Here is a 17,853-nt window from a genome sequence, read left to right as displayed (position 1 = left end):
TTTTTGGTAAAACGAACAACACATCTTGCTGAGTCTAGGGTATGATTAGCAGCATATAAAAAGAATTTCATTATGTTCAGGCTCTGTAGCCTACCTGACGTTTAAAGGACATATACACCTTATGTTTAAAAAATTACGCGGCATGTTTTCTAACGATCTTTCAATAGATCTAGGAACGGCGAATACTTTGATATATGTAAAAGACCAGGGCATTGTACTTAACGAGCCTTCAGTAGTAGCAATTCGTCAAGATCGTGCTGGCGGTTCGAAAAGCGTAGCCGCGGTAGGCTCTGCGGCTAAACAAATGTTAGGGCGTACGCCAGGTAACATTGAAGCGATACGACCAATGAAAGACGGCGTTATTGCTAACTTTTTTGTCACAGAGAAAATGCTGCAGTACTTTATTAAACAAGTACATAGCAATAACTTCTTACGTCCAAGCCCGCGCGTGTTAGTTTGTGTACCATGTGGTTCTACACAAGTAGAACGACGCGCTATTCGTGAGTCGGCATTGGGTGCAGGCGCACGTGAAGTTTATTTAATTGATGAGCCTATGGCAGCAGCGATTGGTGCTGGTATGCCGGTATCAGAAGCAACAGGCTCAATGGTTGTTGATATTGGTGGTGGTACGACTGAAGTTGGTATTATTTCACTAAATGGTGTGGTTTATTCCTCGTCGGTTCGCATTGGTGGTGATAAGTTTGATGATGCAATTATCAACTATGTACGTCGTAATTTTGGTAGCTTGATCGGTGAAGCTACTGCTGAACGCATTAAACACGAGATTGGTTCAGCCTATCCAGGCGAAGAGCTAATTGAAATCGAAGTGCGTGGTCGTAATTTAGCTGAAGGTGTACCGCGCAGTTTTACATTGAATAGCAATGAAATACTTGAAGCATTACAAGAGCCGCTAACAGGCATCGTAAGTGCAATCATGGTGGCGCTAGAGCAATCACCGCCAGAATTAGCATCAGATATTTCAGAGCGTGGCATGGTATTAACTGGTGGTGCGCTGCTTAAAGACCTTGATCGCTTGCTAATGGAAGAAACGGGTATCCCAGTAGTTGTGGCGGACGATCCACTAACGTGTGTAGCTCGTGGTGGAGGTAAAGCGCTCGAAATGATAGATATGCACGGCGGCGACTTGTTTGCTTACGAATAATTTGGCAGAAAGTGGCAACGTAGTTGCCACTTTTTATATCTCCATAGTGTGCAACACACGATAGCAACTACGCGACATCAATGAATCCTATTTTTAAGCATGGCCCATCTCCGCAAAACCGACTGATATTCGTGTTGATTCTTTCGGCCCTGTTAATGTTCTTAGATCACAAAATGGCGAGCTTTGATACGGCCAGAGGTTACTTACAATCAATGGTTAGCCCGCTACAATACCTTGCATCTGCCCCGAAAAACATGTTGGATTGGGCAGCTGATAATTTGACAACACGACGCAACTTAATGCAACGTAATGAACAGCTTACTGCCAATGAAACCATTCTCAAAGAACAACTATTGGAGCTGGATATAGTCAAGCGAGAAAATGCTCGCTTAAGAGCATTATTGTCTTCGCCGGTTCGCGCTGATAGTAAGAAAATGGTTGCAGAGATTTTATCGGTAGATAGTGACCCTTATTCTCATCAAGTCGTTATTAACCGTGGTGCTAACGATGGTTTGTATGAAGGCCAACCTGTTGTTGATGAAAATGGTGTAGTTGGGCAAGTGTTACATGTAGGAACCATTTCTAGCCGTGTATTATTGATCACTGACGTGACTACAGCTGTGCCCGTGCGAATATTGCGAAATGGTGTTCGCTTGGTTGCTAATGGCACTGGAACAATTGATCGCCTCGCCCATAACTTTGTTCCTCACAGTACTGATATCGAAGAAGGCGATGTATTGGTAACCTCAGGATTAGGTGGCAAATTTCCTGAAGGGTATCCGGTGGCAAAAGTTACCGTGGTGATCCAAGATGAATCACGTCCATTTGCCCGCGTACAAAGTGAGCCAATTGCACAGATAGACCGCTTGCGTTATTTATTACTGTTGTGGCCAGAACATAAAGCCAATTTATTCTCTCCAAAGGAGGCGTTGTAATATGTTGGCTAATAACGGCATTATTCTCATTTTCACCATTCTAGTCGCATTAATGGCAAGTATTATGCCCTTGCCAATGTCTACCGATGTGTTTCGTCCTGATTGGGTGCTGGTGGCATTAATATATTGGTGTATGGCATTGCCTAATCGTATTAATGTAGGGAGCGCGTGGTGCGTTGGTTTTTTACTTGATGTTTTACTTGGTTCAACATTAGGTGTGCATGCCGCAGCAATGGCGTTAGCAGTATATATTGTGGCAGGAAACTATCAGAAAATTAGAAATTTCTCGCTTTGGCAACAAGCGCTTATAGTTGGCGTGCTATCGGCACTTTATCATCTGTTGGTGTTTTGGTTTCAGCGATTCATGACAGACATCGTATTCTTGCCTAGTTATTTATATCCCGTTATGACCACGATAATCTTGTGGCCGTGGGTATTTTTATTACTTCGCAAAATTAGGCGACACTTTAGAATAAAGTAATGATGAAAAAACAGCTTATATTAGCGTCGCAATCACCGCGTCGACGAGACTACCTTACTCAATTAGGATATCAGTTTATCTGTGAAAGCGCAGATATTGATGAAACAGTCTTAGCCAATGAGCCAGCGATTGATTATGTGGCGCGTTTGTCGATAGAAAAAGCGCAATGCATAGCGAATCACCATGCGAATACTACAATTGTATTAGGAGCCGACACTTGTGTCGTTGTTGGTGATGAAATTCTAGGTAAACCGATTGATATGCAGGATTGCATTCGACAATTGTCGTTATTGTCAGATACCACTCATCAGGTCTTTACGGCCGTTTCTGTAGTTTGTGGTGCACAAGTGTTAACAAGAGTGGTGCGGGCGGACGTGACATTCAAAGCGTTAACTGAAGCTGAAATCGTTAATTACTGGCAAACCGGTGAGCCATGCGATAAAGCAGGAGCCTATGGCATCCAAGGTATAGCGGGACACTTTGTGAAACATATTAATGGTAGCTATTCCGCTATAGTCGGCTTACCTTTATTTGAGACCAGTGAAATTTTACAAGAGTTTGGCGTTTTTACAGCGCTACAACAGTAAGGAAGTCGACCTTTGGTGAGTGGTGAATTATTAATTAATGTGACCCCTAGCGAAACGCGTGTAGCGTTAATAGAGAATGGGGTGTTACAAGAAGTACATGTAGAGCGTGAGGCCAAGCGTGGCTTAGTGGGAAATATATATCTCGGTAAGGTAATTCGTGTTCTACCTGGGATGCAAGCGGCTTTTGTCGATATCAATTTAGACAAAGCGGCTTTTTTGCACGCCTCTGATATCAATTCAAAACTTATTATCAATGAAGGTAATGGCGACACTGAAGGTGCACCTGACATTCGCAGTTTAGTGCACGAAGGTCAACAAATTGTTGTGCAAGTCGTGAAAGATCCCATCGGTACCAAAGGTGCAAGACTGACTACCGATATTACGGTTGCAGCCCGCTATTTGGTGCTGATGCCAAACGCGAGCCATGCAGGTATTTCACAAAGAATTGAAGATCCAAAAGAACGTCAGCGTTTAAAAGAAACAATTACGCCTTATTGCAATGAATCTCATGGTTTTATAGTGCGAACTGCTGCGGAAGGTGTAGGTGAACAAGAGTTACGTCACGACGCAGAGTTTTTACAGCGTGTTTGGCAAAAAGTCGAAGAGCGTAAAAAACGTAAACAAGTCAAACTTCCTTTATATCGTGATTTGTCACTCGCTTTTCGTGTATTGCGTGACTTTGTTGGCATTGAACTTGAGCGAATACGCGTCGACTCCAAACTTACCTTTGATCAACTTGGAGAGTTTACTCAAGAGTTCGTACCGGAATTGACGCCAAGACTGGAATACTACCCGGGCGAGCGGCCTATTTTTGATTTGTTTGATGTGGAAGCGGAGATTCAACGTGCCTTGCATCGAAAAATAGAGCTAAAGTCGGGTGGTTATCTGATTATTGATCAAACAGAAGCAATGACCACCATTGATATCAACACCGGCGCGTTTGTTGGTCATCGTAACTTAGAAGAAACCATTTTTAATACGAATATTGAAGCAACACAGGCAATTGCCCGACAACTTCGTTTGCGCAACCTTGGCGGCATTATCATTGTCGACTTCATTGATATGGTTAGTGATGATCACCAGCGTCGGGTGTTGCATAGTCTTGAAATGGCAATGTTAAAAGACAAAGTGAAGTTTAGCATTAGCGGTTTTTCTTCATTGGGATTAGTGGAAATGACCCGCAAGCGCACGCGAGAGAGTTTAGAACATATCTTGTGTGGTGAGTGTCCGGTATGTTCAGGTCGTGGCAACCTAAAAACAGTCGAAACGGTGTGCTTTGAGATCTTGCGTGAAATAGTGCGCGTTAATCGAGCCTACGATGCAGATAAATTTATCGTTTACGCATCGAAAGCAGTGAGTGAATTCCTCATTGATGATGAATATCATAACTTAGCTGAGCTCGAAGTATTTATTGGTAAAGATATAAAAATTCAAACTGAAACCTTGTATAATCAAGAGCAGTTTGATGTTGTAATGATGTAAGCAATTACTTACTTGAAGTGTCTATATAATTATATAGATTTTATGTAAGTAGTAAGTGAGAGTAGATGGGGTTTTCAAAAGTTACTAACCGCTGGTTGAATAGAACCTACAAGATTATTGCAATCTTGCTAGTGGTTTTTGCTGCGCTCATTAGTAGCTTACGATTATTTCTCCCCTATGCGCACACTTATCGCGCGGATTTACAAGACTACCTCAACCAGCAATTTAATAGCCAAGTGGTCATAGGCGAGTTAAATATGGGCTGGCAAGGTTCTGGCCCGTCCCTCGTTGCTGGCAATGTGACAGTGCTTGATTCTGAAGCTGCGGTTATTTCAATTAACGCCATTGATTTTCATATTGATTTTTGGCGCTCATTGCAAATGCGCAAAGTTGTCACGCGAGATCTTACCCTTGATGGTGTCACCATTTTTCTTGACCAGACGTTACTCCACCAATCTGAAAATTCAACGCAAGACCTTTCATTACTCGACAATATTGTTGAATTATTCTTAGAGCAGATAAGCCGTTTTACCATTAAGAATACTGAAATCACGTACCGCCAAGCGAAGCAGGAGCGCATTTTTCTGGTAAATGAAATGAACTGGAAAAATGAAGGCTTGTCTCACTATGCTCAGGGAAGCGTCATTGTTGACGGCTTATCGTCAAATAATCTACAGATGTCGATGCGACTTAAAGGCGAAGACTTAGCTGATATGCAAGGTACGGTGTATTTTCAGGCGAATGAGTTAAATATTACACCGTGGTTAGATCGTGTTTTGGCCATAGATAATGAACAAACCCATTCGTCGATAAATTTTGACGCATGGCTGACATTAAACAAAGGTGCGGTTAGTCAGGTTCAAGTCGCGTTAGGGGAAAACCATATTGAATGGCAAACGCCAAATGGGAGTCAAAGCCTTTCGCTGGAACAAGGGCAAATATGGGCACAAAATGTTGATTCAACAGGTGTTACTCGCTTATACACTACGGCGCTTAAGCTATCGCTCAATGATATTCCTTGGCAGACATTTTCATTACAGGGGTATCGTTCCAATTCAGAACAATTTATTTTTGCTGATCAAATCAAGCTGGACAGAATAGAGAAAATCATACCGTTATTTTATGAGTCGCCAGAGGTGCAATCGTCTCTAAATGCTATGGCGATTGAAGGCAAGTTATTAAACACGTATGTGTTATCGAGAGCAAACCAACTGCAAGTGGTTAGTCGTGGCGAAGGGATATCGATAGACGAAAATCATGATATTCCGGGTATTAGTAATATCGATCTTGATGCGGTGTTCAGTGATAATCAACTGGCGCTGTTGATTTCAGGTGAGCAGGGGCAATTAGATCTGGGTGGACAGTTTTTAGCACCTTTACCATTTGAACAACTAAATGCCAGCGTTCGTGCAGATTTTAGTGGTAAAAACAAAGTTATTGACGTCAAACAGCTCGTTTTTAAATCATCTGATATCTCCTTGTCTGGCGAATTAGCGGTAAAAATTCCGGAAAATGACAAACCTTCGTTATCATTATTGGCATTGGCAGAAGGCGTAGAAAGTTTCAATGCGAAGAAGTTTTTCCCCAACCAACTGATGGGGGAAGATTTGGTGAGTTATTTAAATGGTGCACTCCAAAAAGGGCGGATTGAACAAGCGAATGTTATTTTTAACGGGGCGCTGGATGAGTTTCCGTTTGGTCATGGTGAAGGTACGTTCGTTGTTGATGCTGAGCTCATCGACGCTGAGTTTAAATTCGATAGTGAATGGCCTGCAATCACTTCTTTTGCGGCGAATTTGAATTTTACCAATAATGAAATGCGAATCACGGGTAGAGCAGGACGGCTGTCAGGCCTTGCTGTAGAAGGCGTGATAGCAAAAATTCCACAACTGTCTCACGAGCAACAGTTACTTATTGATGCGATATTGCCACCCACTTCGCCTGAGTTCATAAAAAACTTAATGCATGCCAGCCCACTTGCTGACAGTGTTGGAGAAGCATTATCTGCGCTGGCTGTTGAAGGCAAGGTCGAGGGAGATTTTCAACTTAGGTTACCACTCGATGATGTTGAACAGGCTGTTGCTACAGGTAATGTGATTTTCACTGATAATCGCATCAATTTACAAACCCCTCAAATGCTGATGACCGATGTCAATGGGGCGCTTTCTTTTAATAACGAGCAACTATCAACAAAAGATCTTCACCTAAAATGGCGAGGACTGCCCATCTCAATATCGTTGAGCGCTGAACAAAAATCTAGGTACTATCAGACATTGATAAAGATGCAGGCACAATGGGCTGAATCACTATGGCACCAGCAACTACCACAAAAGTTAAAGCGATACGCCGAAGGAGAAGTGAGTTGGCTGGGAGATTTAGCGCTTAATTTTTACCAAGGTAATGAATTTAGCTATAGCTTTGACTTACTCTCTGATTTAAGACCAACCAAGCTAAATTTACCTGATCCATTTAATAAAGCCCAAGACGATACGATGGCGTTATCGGTGAGCGTGGCTGGCCGTGAAGATAAATCCACTATCACTGCGGTATTAGGGGAACAACTGAACTTTTATGGTGTGCTCGACCATGAAAACATCACTTTCAAACAATCGCATTTAGTATTAGGGAATGAACAAATGCTAATGCCTATGAGTGGTTTTTATATAACAACTCACTTAGAGCAGGCACAATTTGAGCCGTGGTATGCGTTTGTTGATGATTTGCTGACGAGTGTCGATGCTACTGAGAATAACCAAGACGCTGTACCATTGTTTCCTTCACCGGAGCGAATTAGTGGCAATGTCGGCAAGCTAGATGTGTTAGGGCAAATATTTACTGATGTGTCTTATAGTGTTGTTGATGAGCAGGCATGGCAATTGTTACAAGTAAATGCCAAAGAAGCCCGCGCAGCAATTAAGTTTTTCCCTGATTGGCTTAAACAAGGTGTTGCAGTTGACGCTGATTTTATTCATATCCCACCAGACGAAACTGAAATCGCTAGCACAGAAAGTAAAATCAGTACGGTACCTGACGTTATCGCACCAAGCGAGGAGTCGCCTGAGCTAAGCGATGAGCAACTGTTTTCGCAACTACCTCCGATGCAAGTTAAATGTCGTAGTTGCAAACTTGGATTACTGGATCTAGGCGAAGTCGATTTCTCGGTTGAAAGAGCCTCAAATGAACAAATTAAACTAAATAATTTTGTTGCGAAACGAGGGAAAACCAAGTTAACGGTGGACGGTGTCTGGCGATTTAACGAGCAGCAATCATTAACGTCACTCAAAGGCCAGTTTTCATCGGGCAACATAGGTCGTGAAATCGAAGCGTTAGGCTATGCGTCTATCATTAAAGATAGTGGCATAGATATGAAATATGATTTGGCATGGCAAGGTGGTCCACATCGTTATCAATTGGCAAGCCTAGATGGTAATGTGTCTTCTGCTTTGAATGCAGGATACTTAGCTGATATAGACGATAAAGGACTACGTATTTTCTCTATTCTTAGTTTACAGTCTTTGGTAAGAAAACTGACGTTAGACTTTCGTGATATTTTTAGTGATGGCCTTTTTTATAGTGAAATAAAAGGCGACATGAAGATAGAACAAGGTGTGCTATCAACAAATAATACGCGCCTAAAAGGTACTGCGGGCGATTTAACCGTAAAAGGCAACACGGATTTAAATAAAGGCGTTTTAGATTATTACATGTCTTACAAGCCTAATTTAACGTCAAGTTTGCCCGTACTCGCCTGGATTGCAACGCTTAACCCGGTGACCTTCTTAGCGGGGGTAGCGATTGATGAGGTGATAACGTCCAAAGTCGTGTCAGAATATAACATGACACTATCAGGAGATGTTGCTAACCCTAATCTAAAAGTGGTTGACAGAAAAAGTAAGAATGTACGAGTTAGTGGCTCAAATCCTCCTCAAATAGTTGAAAATGTTAAGGAAGAGGCACAACCACAAGGAAAGGTAACCCCGATGAAGAAAGAAACGCCAATTGAGCCTCCATCTAAGTCAGAGCCGGATGGTGTTGATGGTTAAATTATCGGCAATTCAGCTTTGCTCCGTACCCGATGTAGCGGAGAATCTTGCGCAAATTGACGCTCAAATCGCGTTATTGCCAACAGCAGAACAGCATATCGTTGTCTTACCTGAATGTTGTTTATTTTTTGGGGGACGTGATGCTCAGCAATTGCAATTGGCCCAACAAACTTATCAAAATCAGTACCTAGTTGAAGAACTGGCTGCGCTTGCTAAGAAACATCAGGTAATTCTGGTAGCGGGCAGTATTCCAATGTTGCATTCAATTGAACAACAAGAATTAGCTGAACAAAAGTTCACTAACAGCAGCCTAGTTTTCTCAGCTCAAGGTAAATTGCTGAAACGTTACGATAAAATTCACTTATTTGACGTTGAAGTAAACGATAACGAGAAAAGTTATCGTGAATCTAAATTTACCTGGCCCGGAAAAAAGATTGCTACCCTCGACTTGTCTCCGGTTATACTTGGCTTATCTATTTGTTATGATTTGCGTTTTCCTGAGCTTTATCGACAGCTGTCAACACAAGGTGCAAACGTTATAACGGTACCAGCAGCCTTTACTCGTGTTACAGGGCAAGCCCACTGGGAAACTTTAATTCGCGCACGTGCTATCGAGAATCAAGCGTATGTGATTGCAGCAGGACAAGAAGGTATTCATGCAAATGGTCGAGAAACATGGGGACATAGCATGATAGTTTCGCCGTGGGGAGAAATACTCGCGCAGCAAGCTACTGGAGTAGGTAGCATTAGTGTTGATTTTGAAATATCAGCACTGGAACATGTAAAACAAACGATGCCGGTAGGCGAACATAATCAATTTACAACGAAGTTTAAATCTTATGAATAATGTCGAGCAAGAGCTCTTAACGAATAGCCAATTAGATGGTGAGTTTTTACAGCAAACCTTGTCGAGTATTCGACAAAGAGATATTGATTTTGCCGATCTTTATTTTCAATCAAGCGCACATGAATCCTGGATGCTTGAAGACGGCATAGTCAAAGATGGTTCATACAATATTGAGCGCGGTGTAGGCGTACGCGCCATTTCGGGAGAAAAAACTGGCTTCGCTTATTCTGATGATATTTGTGCGGAGGCATTATCGAAAGCAGCAGAAGCTGCTCGCGGCATCGTGCAGGCAGACGGGCACGGCAAGGTGTGTGCATTTTCGCCCAAAGATGTTACCGCTAGGTATGAGGCGCTTGATCCGTTAGCGAGCTTATCACAAGAAAAGAAAATTAGTTTACTTCACGAAGTAGAGGCGATTGCCAGAGATACAGATAAACGTGTTAAACAAGTAATTGTTAGTTTATCAGGCGTTTATGAAAAAGTACTTGTTGCGGCAACAGATGGTACTTTTGCAACCGATATTCGACCACTGGTTAGATTGAATTGCTCTGTTTTAGTTGAAGAAAACGGCAAGCGTGAACGTGGTAGCGCCGGTGGTGGCGCGCGTACAGATTATAGCTACTTCTTTGAAGCTGAAGGACAACAACCTAGGTATGCGGCATACGCGAAAGAAGCCGTTCGACAAGCATTGGTTAACTTAGTTGCGATTGAGTCGCCGGCGGGATTGCTGCCAGTGGTACTTGGCAGTGGCTGGCCTGGTGTTTTATTACATGAGGCTGTTGGTCATGGCTTAGAAGGTGACTTTAATCGTAAAGGTTCATCAGCATTTTCTGGCAAAGTAGGCCAGCAAGTGACGTCAGAACATTGTACTATCGTTGATGATGGCACCATCGCAAATCGTCGAGGTTCAATTAGCATCGATGATGAAGGTACGCCTGGCCAATATAATGTGCTTATTGAAAAAGGTATTTTAAAAGGGTATATGCAAGATAAGCATAATGCTTCGCTAATGGGCGTTGCACCTACGGGCAACGGTCGCCGAGAGTCTTATGCACACTTGCCAATGCCGCGAATGACCAACACTTATATGCTCGCAGGCGAGCATGATCCTCAAGACATTATTAAGTCGGTTAAGAAGGGCATCTATGCACCGCACTTTGCGGGCGGTCAAGTTGACATAACGTCTGGTAAGTTTGTTTTTACCAGCTCAGAAGCCTATTTGATCGAAAATGGTGAAATCACATCGCCTATCAAAGGGGCGACGCTTATTGGCAGTGGCCCTGAAGCAATGAAAAACGTAAGCATGGTTGGCAATGATTTGAATCTGGACGCAGGTGTTGGTGTTTGTGGCAAAGATGGTCAAAGTGTACCTGTAGGTGTTGGTCAACCAACGCTGAAAATTGATGAAATGACGATTGGTGGCACGCAATAAATAGACATTAATCAATCTAGGGTCAGAGTCAACTAAACGAAAATTCACACTTGAATTCAAACACAGGTTAACGTTTATTGACTCTGACTCCGTTCAATTCAACTTGAGTCAACAAATGTTTTGTTATAACATCACGTTTGTTATGGCGAAATACACTCCAATTACACACAAAAACCAATTTTGGTTATCAATTTTACTTGTAGTTAGCACATTACTGACAATGGTGGCGCATGGCGCGCATGCTGATGTGCTTGATTCACATTTAGAATCTACTGATTGTAAATTGTGTCAACATAACATAGACGTTGAGACTCCTTCACTACAAATTAAAAGCGAACAGTTAGTCGTTTTTAGTGGGATTCAACCGACAAAAATTTATAGTGCTCGCTTATCTCATTCAGTTGTTCTCCCTCCTTTAAGAGCCCCTCCGCATTTCCAATAAATCACTCGATAATCTCTAAATCAATTATTATTGGAACAAAACTTAAAATGAAAATTAACAAAGTTACGGCGGCGTGTGCATTGTCGTTTGCGTTTTCTGCTATCAGCTATGCGCAGCAAGTATCAGGTACTATTACTGACTTATCAGGCCAACCAATTGCAAATGCAAAAGTCGCGATTGAAAACAGTACTAAAGTTGTTTTTACCAACGCGTCAGGACAATTCTTATTTACAGATTTGTCAAAAGGTAAAATAGAGCTCCATGTGACGGCACAACGATATAGTCACAAAAATGTAGACATTGAAATTCAGCAAGACGACGTTAGTAATATCGCTGTTACGCTTGCTCCTAGTGTGATGGAAGTTATTGACGTTCATGCAACCCCACTACATTCTTCAACCATTGAAAGTGCGTTACCAGTCAATGTGATTGCAGCAGATGAGCTAAAACAAAAACATGCATCCACGTTAGGCGAAACGCTTAAGAATGAAGTCGGTGTACACTCGAATTATTATGGACCAACGTCGAGCAGCCCGATAATTAGAGGCTTAGATGGACCTCGTGTACTCATTACTCAAAATGGCTTAGATGTTGGCGATGCATCTCGGGTTGGCCCTGATCACGTGGTTTCGTCAGAAACTAGTACTGCAGAGCAAGTAGAAGTACTAAGAGGACCTGCTACGTTATTTTACGGAAGTGGTGCCATAGGTGGCGTAGTAAACGTGGTTGATAATCGTGTGCCAACTGAGATTGATAATCAAATTGATTTCATGCTGAAGCATAATGATGTGGCCGATGAAAATGAAGCCTCAATTGCAATTAATACAGGCGAGGGCAACGTAGCGTTTCATTTTGATGGCTTTATGCGCGAATCAAATGACTACAAAATACCCGGCGTTGCTGAATTGGCTGACGATCACCATGAGCATGATGAACATGATGAACATGATGAACATGATGAACATGATGAACATGAAGAGCATGGCGAAGAAAATTCAGGAAAACTCGCTAATAGCGCATCCAAATCATCTGGGTTTACGGTAGGCACAAGCTATTTACTCGATAATGGTTTTGTTGGTATGTCGTTTGGCCGCATGGAACGAGAGTACGGTATTCCGGGTCACGATCATGGTCATCACGATGAAGAACATGAAGACGAACATGACGATCATGAAAACGAGCATGACGAACATAGCGAAGAAACAGAATCAGTCAAAGGTGACTTAGTACAAAATCGTTATCAGTTGTTAAGCGAATTAAATTTCGAAGATACCTTCATCAACAAACTTGCGTCTAAGATTGCTTATACGGATTATCAGCATCAAGAAATAGAGAATGGTGCAGTGGGGACGCAGTTTAGCAATGACATGCTTGAAGCAAGGTTTGATTTGTATCATCAGGCATATAACGGCTGGAAAGGTGCGTGGACATTCCATTATAAAAATAGCGATTTTGAAGCGATTGGTGAGGAAGCCTTTACTCCTCCGTCGGAAACTGAATCGATTGCTGTTGCGTGGCTGGAAGAAAAACATTTCAATGACGTGCTGCTACAACTTGGCGTACGCGCAGAACGTGTGACTATTGATGCTCATCAAGATGAACATCACGAAGAGGACCAAGATGATCACGACGAACACGAAGAAGTAGACTTTGCTAAACAGTCTTTTACACCGATAAGTGCATCAGCCGGTATTGTGTGGGACTATCAGCAAGGCTATAACATTGGGTTTTCAGCGTCATTTTCACAACGTGCACCTTCTGCTTCTGAACTATTTTCAAATGGGCCACACATAGGTACCAATACTTATGAAGTTGGCGCGTTATACGATGTAGAAGCACATGGTGATCATGCGCACATTGAGTATATGGAAAAGGACATTGATCTTGAGACATCATACAATCTTGACCTAACATGGCGTAAATTTGATGGTGACTTCGGTTTCGTTGTTAGTGCGTTCTACAACCATATTGAAGACTATTTCTATCAGCAAGATACTGGATTTTTCATGGAAGATGGTCATGCTCATGGTGGCGACCACGAAGATGAACATGGTGAAGCTGAGGAAGGTTTACCTATTTTTGCCTATCAACAAGATGATGTGGATATGTATGGTATCGAAGCGCAGTTCCTTTATCAGATAAATGATGAGTGGCAAACGACTATTTTTGGTGATTACATCAATGCTCAGCTTACCGACGGCGGCCACTTACCACGTATTCCGCCAATGAGATTTGGTGGTCAACTGAATTATCAAACGGATAAATACGGTGCTGAATTGTCTGTGATGCATTATTTCAAGCAAGATAATATCGCTGAAACAGAAACAGTTACCGATGCCTATACTATTGTCGATGCACATTTTAACTATTACCTTGAAGGGATTGGCGACGATCTGGTGTTTTTTGTCAAAGGGCAAAACCTGACGGACGAAGAAGCACGTGTACATGCGTCATTCTTGAAAAACGTTGCACCGTTACCTGGGCGTGGGTTTAGTGTCGGCATACGTGGAAGCTTTTAATTCCACGGTTTTCAACATTTAAATAAAAAGAGGAACCTTGGGTTCCTCTTTTTATTTTGTCGTTTAATAGCGTTATGGGCATGGACCTATCATGTTAGATATTTCTTTACCATTTAGGTAAAAGCGCCAAACACAAAGGTCACTTAGAATTTGCCCACCAGTTCGGCCATTGCTTTGAGTTACTGGAACCCGATTGTAGCCAAGCGGCAGAGAAGTGGGCCCTTCTGATGGCGAGGTACTTGAGTTACCGTACACTTCGACTGTTGCTGGCAGATACTTATTTAATTCTTCAAGTAGACATACACTGGCTTTAGTTGCGCCTGAATTAGTTAGTCGATTCAAGCTCATACCATCTAGCCTTGTTCTTACTTCATTCACGGATAACGCTACAGATCCGCTATTTAATGTTAGGTCATATGCCGCAGTGTTTTCATTTGATGGATGTATTGAGTTATCAGCACCATGCCAAAAGGACTTCTCAATTATTTTAGGTATAGCATTAAACGCAGAAGTACCGCTCAAAGTTACACCTTGGCCACTTACATTGAAACTAAAATTGGATAAATCTACGCCAAAAATAGAATTATCTAAACTAGCGTACTTGTTAGAAAATATATTCTTAGCGATTGACTGGATTTTGCTTGTTACATTGGCACTATAAGCGGCTTTTACGACTTTGCTTTCAGCAGATTCTTCACAATTGTTAGCGCTTGCATTACTTGAAGTTAATCGTGCTAATTGACTCAAGTTTTTTATATTTTGTGAGTTAAGGTGCTGATCTACTTCGTCAATTGTCCTGCCTAGAATATTATATGTATCTAGGGTCTCATGCATCACATTCACTACATTTGCTGGAATGCTGATGCTATTTACGTACAAATTCATTAAGTAGCTAGGTTGGCTTTGATTGTCATGATCTATCTCAAACGCGTACATAGTTCGAGTGTCACCATCTACAACCAATAATTTGATTGCATTGGAGTAACAAACCTGGGTATCAGGGCGATCAGTCCCATTACAGTGTATCTTAGGGCGGTATTGCTGAGCTATCTGGTTAGCTTTAGTTGAATTGACGTTCTTATCAACTCGGGCTTCCCATTTTTCAGCAGCCGTGGCAAAGCTCGCAGCCATTAGTGTTAATGGTAGGATCCATTTAATTTTCATCTTCAGTTCCTTTTCCTTGATGAATTATTTTACAAATTGTTTACTTTACTTAATAAAGCGGAAAAATAATAATGCGCAAAAAAAAGCTGTCAACCTCGATTAGTCAAAAATTTTTTGAAAATGTTAGTTATATGTTAAATGACAAAGATGGGGTATTGTGCTTAGAATTTTCTTGATTGGTGACACATTCAAATGAAGTGCCTCCAATCTTTGCAATACAGAATAGATAAAATTAGCTTGCTAATTAACTAACTTTATCCCATCACTCGTGATAGTGATTTTGTTCTGCTTGAGTAAATTACCTACGGTTGCTTTAAAGGTTTTCTTACTAACGCCCAGTGTCTTTTGAATTAGCTCTGGTGAGCTTTTGTCATTTAGCGGTGTAAAGCCATCGTTATTGTTAAGGTACTCTATTAGCGTGTCTTTAAAGTCGATAACTTTACCTTTGCCCACACGGGTTAGTGATAAATCTACACGCCCGTCTTCTCGCATTCGTTTAACATATCCTTTCAACGATTGACCGATGCGAACGGGTTTAAAAATTTCGTTGGCGTAAAGTAAGCCCCAGTGGTGATGGTCGATAATCGCTTTGAAGCCTAAGTCAGTTCGTGCGGCGATGGTTAGCGTTACTTCTTGGCCGTTCTTATAGTCTGCTGGCCAGATATCGACAAACTTGTCGAGTTTACTGCTTGCCACCAGTCGTTCAGTGCGCTCGTCTACGTAGACGTAAACCAAATAGTGACGACCTACTTCCATTTTTTTATGCTGTTGATTGAACGGCACTAATAAGTCTTTTGCCAATCCCCAATCTAAAAATGCGCCCATTTTGTTGGTGTCTTTTACGCGAAGTGAGGCAAATTCGCCTACCTGAGCTTTTGGGCGTTCTGTCGTGGCGACTAGCCGATCGGCTGAATCAGCATAAATAAACACCTCGATTTTATCATCAATATCACAATCAGTAGGCACGTATTTATTAGGTAGGAGAATTTCACCTAGGCTACCACCATCAAGGTAGGCACCATTTGCGCTTAGTGCAATTACTGAAAGCGTGTTGTATTTGCCGATATTTGCCATAGAATTTTACTTTTTGAGTTAATAGGGAGTGTAGCTGAATGGTGTATTATACCTAATAATCATATCTAAACACCTTATTCATGCGGTACTTTTACAATTTCAGTAAAAGTTTCAAACGATAAGCTAGTATGACAGTTTCTCCCTTTTTCGCGAGACTGGTACAACGCAAAATCAGCTGCCCGCATGACATTTTTCACAGAAATAAAATCGTACGCTCCCTGGCTACTGCCGATATAGCAAGCGCCTAAGCTTAACGTTACCTGATTGGACACAGTAGAGTTTGGATGAGGAATTTTAAGCCGATCTACGTGTGAAGTGATGTCATTCAAGATTTGTGATAATTGCGATTGGTCTATGCCGCTATAAAGTGAGACAAACTCTTCTTTTTTAAAATGCGCGCAAATATCATTCTTTCGCTTAATGTGGAAACGTAAAATATCAGCAATTTGTATGAGCAATTGGTCACCGTCTACTAATCCTAATACGCTACGATATTGTTCAAAGTAGTCTATTTCGACTAGCACGATGGCAAAAGGCACGCTTTGACGCGTCATTAAATCACAGTGTTTTGCCAAATGCTCTTCGAGCCCACGTCGATTGCTTAGCCCGGTAAGAGAATCGATAGTTAATTGTTCACTCAACAAGGTATTTTGTTCGTTAACAATTTGATGTAGGTGATTGATATGTTTGGCAACTATGTTGAGCTCAGTGATGCGAAAGTCTTCAGATAATGTGGTGTTACCATCAATCGTATCCAACGCTTTGACTTGACGAAGAAACCGCTGCACAGGGCGAATGATACGATTGTTAAACATGAGAAAAGCAATGAACATGATGAGCGAGAACAACGAAATAAACCCCAACACTTTTAGGTCCAAAAGCGGTGGCACTTGATACTGCTGATGCTCAATCTTTAACTGGGCGGCTGCATGACCTAGTACATCTTCGAGCCGCAAAAAGCTATATTTGCTTGCTTTGGATTTCGTAAACTCCGATAGCCATGAATAGCTCTCGGATGAGCCAGTACCTCTATCGGCAAGGAGTTCAAATTTGATGGGCGTCATAACGGTTTCAGCAATACCATCAAAATACTTCTGATTGAGCTGGCGAAAAAATACAAAAAAACCGCTAAATTCACCTGATTTATTGGAGCGTCTAATTTCAACCGCACTATATAGTGTTAATCCTGCTGGCGTTAACACAATATCGAAAGACTTTCGCGGTGTTGTTGCATTGGCGCTTGAATTCGATCTGTCGATGATGGCTGGTAGTTGCTTTACGCCTTCTGAGAACAAAGTAAATTGCTGCTGTACTTGGTGCAAAAAACCTTGCGAAAAAACGGTTTCTCCTGTCTTGTTAATAATAAGAACTCCATCTATGGCTAGACTAACGAACGTATCATCAACAAAGTTGGTTGTGGTGTATGTATCATTGGGCGCGTTGACAAAATTGTATGTGTCATCCCATATTGCATAGTCATAGGTAATTGCCTGTAAATGTTTGATAGATTCTTTGATGGAGAGTTGAATAAGTTTCAACTCTTTGTTTTGAAATGCTTTAAGGGAACGTTCAGCCTGAGGTTGCTCAATGAAAAGTCTGTAGCTCAGCGTCATACTCGTAAACAATATGATAATTAATAACAAGATCTGTGTTTGAAGCTGGCTGAAAGAGAAAGATTTCATCTA

General features: G+C 41.7%; 12 protein-coding genes. 9 read left to right on the top strand and 3 right to left on the bottom strand.

Annotated elements, in window-relative coordinates; translation table 11 throughout:
* Nucleotides 1–121 precede the first annotated feature (121 nt).
* The 9 genes from ACSLUK_RS12595 (at nucleotide 122) to ACSLUK_RS12555 (ending at nucleotide 13,930) form a co-directional block, all read left to right on the top strand.
* Nucleotides 122–1,162, top strand: a complete 1,041-nt coding sequence (locus ACSLUK_RS12595) for a rod shape-determining protein (protein ID WP_448549014.1) — start codon at nucleotides 122–124, stop codon at nucleotides 1,160–1,162.
* An 80-nt stretch (nucleotides 1,163–1,242) separates the two neighbouring features.
* The gene (gene mreC / locus ACSLUK_RS12590) at nucleotides 1,243–2,097 is read left to right on the top strand and encodes a rod shape-determining protein MreC (protein WP_448549013.1); all 855 of its coding nucleotides are present in this window, start codon (nucleotides 1,243–1,245) and stop codon (nucleotides 2,095–2,097) included.
* 1 nt (nucleotide 2,098) lies between these two features.
* Nucleotides 2,099–2,578 (top strand): rod shape-determining protein MreD, encoded by a 480-nt coding sequence (gene mreD, locus ACSLUK_RS12585; RefSeq protein WP_448549012.1) that lies wholly within the window; start codon nucleotides 2,099–2,101, stop codon nucleotides 2,576–2,578.
* A 2-nt stretch (nucleotides 2,579–2,580) separates the two neighbouring features.
* Entirely contained in the window at nucleotides 2,581–3,165 is a 585-nt protein-coding gene (locus ACSLUK_RS12580; RefSeq protein ID WP_448549095.1) for a Maf family protein, read from the top strand.
* Between the two features lie 15 nt (nucleotides 3,166–3,180).
* Complete coding sequence (rng, locus tag ACSLUK_RS12575; protein ID WP_448549011.1) at nucleotides 3,181–4,647, top strand: ribonuclease G; 1,467 nt, start codon at nucleotides 3,181–3,183, stop codon at nucleotides 4,645–4,647.
* Nucleotides 4,648–4,712: 65 nt separating this feature from the next.
* Complete coding sequence (locus ACSLUK_RS12570; RefSeq protein ID WP_448549010.1) at nucleotides 4,713–8,690, top strand: YhdP family protein; 3,978 nt, start codon at nucleotides 4,713–4,715, stop codon at nucleotides 8,688–8,690.
* A complete protein-coding gene (locus ACSLUK_RS12565; RefSeq protein WP_448549009.1) occupies nucleotides 8,683–9,537 on the top strand; it encodes a carbon-nitrogen hydrolase family protein in 855 nt (284 codons plus the stop codon). The genes ACSLUK_RS12570 and ACSLUK_RS12565 overlap by 8 nt, the downstream gene beginning before the upstream one ends.
* Complete coding sequence (tldD, locus tag ACSLUK_RS12560) at nucleotides 9,530–10,969, top strand: metalloprotease TldD (RefSeq protein ID WP_448549008.1); 1,440 nt, start codon at nucleotides 9,530–9,532, stop codon at nucleotides 10,967–10,969. The genes ACSLUK_RS12565 and tldD overlap by 8 nt, the downstream gene beginning before the upstream one ends.
* A gap of 489 nt (nucleotides 10,970–11,458) precedes the next feature.
* On the top strand, nucleotides 11,459–13,930 hold the full coding sequence (locus ACSLUK_RS12555) for a TonB-dependent receptor (RefSeq protein WP_448549007.1): 2,472 nt from the start codon (nucleotides 11,459–11,461) through the stop codon (nucleotides 13,928–13,930).
* 72 nt (nucleotides 13,931–14,002) lie between these two features.
* Here the strand turns inward: ACSLUK_RS12555 and ACSLUK_RS12550 are convergent, their stop codons facing one another.
* The 3 genes from ACSLUK_RS12550 to ACSLUK_RS12540 all read right to left on the bottom strand — a co-directional run bounded on the left by ACSLUK_RS12550 (nucleotide 14,003) and on the right by ACSLUK_RS12540 (nucleotide 17,850).
* Nucleotides 14,003–15,094, bottom strand: coding sequence for a hypothetical protein (locus ACSLUK_RS12550; protein ID WP_448549006.1), 1,092 nt, complete (start codon nucleotides 15,092–15,094; stop codon nucleotides 14,003–14,005).
* Between the two features lie 240 nt (nucleotides 15,095–15,334).
* Nucleotides 15,335–16,168, bottom strand: coding sequence for a CvfB family protein (locus tag ACSLUK_RS12545; RefSeq protein WP_448549005.1), 834 nt, complete (start codon nucleotides 16,166–16,168; stop codon nucleotides 15,335–15,337).
* 74 nt (nucleotides 16,169–16,242) lie between these two features.
* On the bottom strand, nucleotides 16,243–17,850 hold the full coding sequence (locus ACSLUK_RS12540) for a sensor domain-containing diguanylate cyclase (RefSeq protein ID WP_448549004.1): 1,608 nt from the start codon (nucleotides 17,848–17,850) through the stop codon (nucleotides 16,243–16,245).
* Nucleotides 17,851–17,853: the final 3 nt, after the last annotated feature.

The sequence above is a fragment of the Thalassotalea fusca genome (genome assembly GCF_053485835.1).
The sequence above is the reverse complement of the archived record's forward strand: the minus strand, read 5'-3'. Positions and strand labels throughout refer to the sequence as shown.

What these genes read in the sequence shown, in the direction of transcription:
- ACSLUK_RS12595 (WP_448549014.1), top strand. Translation starts at nt 122, where the DNA reads ATGTTTAAAAAATTACGCGGCATGTTTTCTAACGATCTTTCAATAGAT.
- mreC (WP_448549013.1), top strand. Translation starts at nt 1,243, where the DNA reads ATGAATCCTATTTTTAAGCATGGCCCATCTCCGCAAAACCGACTGATA.
- mreD (WP_448549012.1), top strand. Translation starts at nt 2,099, where the DNA reads ATGTTGGCTAATAACGGCATTATTCTCATTTTCACCATTCTAGTCGCA.
- ACSLUK_RS12580 (WP_448549095.1), top strand. Translation starts at nt 2,581, where the DNA reads ATGAAAAAACAGCTTATATTAGCGTCGCAATCACCGCGTCGACGAGAC.
- ACSLUK_RS12570 (WP_448549010.1), top strand. Translation starts at nt 4,713, where the DNA reads ATGGGGTTTTCAAAAGTTACTAACCGCTGGTTGAATAGAACCTACAAG.
- ACSLUK_RS12565 (WP_448549009.1), top strand. Translation starts at nt 8,683, where the DNA reads ATGGTTAAATTATCGGCAATTCAGCTTTGCTCCGTACCCGATGTAGCG.
- tldD (WP_448549008.1), top strand. Translation starts at nt 9,530, where the DNA reads ATGAATAATGTCGAGCAAGAGCTCTTAACGAATAGCCAATTAGATGGT.
- ACSLUK_RS12555 (WP_448549007.1), top strand. Translation starts at nt 11,459, where the DNA reads ATGAAAATTAACAAAGTTACGGCGGCGTGTGCATTGTCGTTTGCGTTT.
- ACSLUK_RS12550 (WP_448549006.1), bottom strand. Translation starts at nt 15,094, where the DNA reads ATGAAAATTAAATGGATCCTACCATTAACACTAATGGCTGCGAGCTTT.
- ACSLUK_RS12545 (WP_448549005.1), bottom strand. Translation starts at nt 16,168, where the DNA reads ATGGCAAATATCGGCAAATACAACACGCTTTCAGTAATTGCACTAAGC.
- ACSLUK_RS12540 (WP_448549004.1), bottom strand. Translation starts at nt 17,850, where the DNA reads ATGAAATCTTTCTCTTTCAGCCAGCTTCAAACACAGATCTTGTTATTA.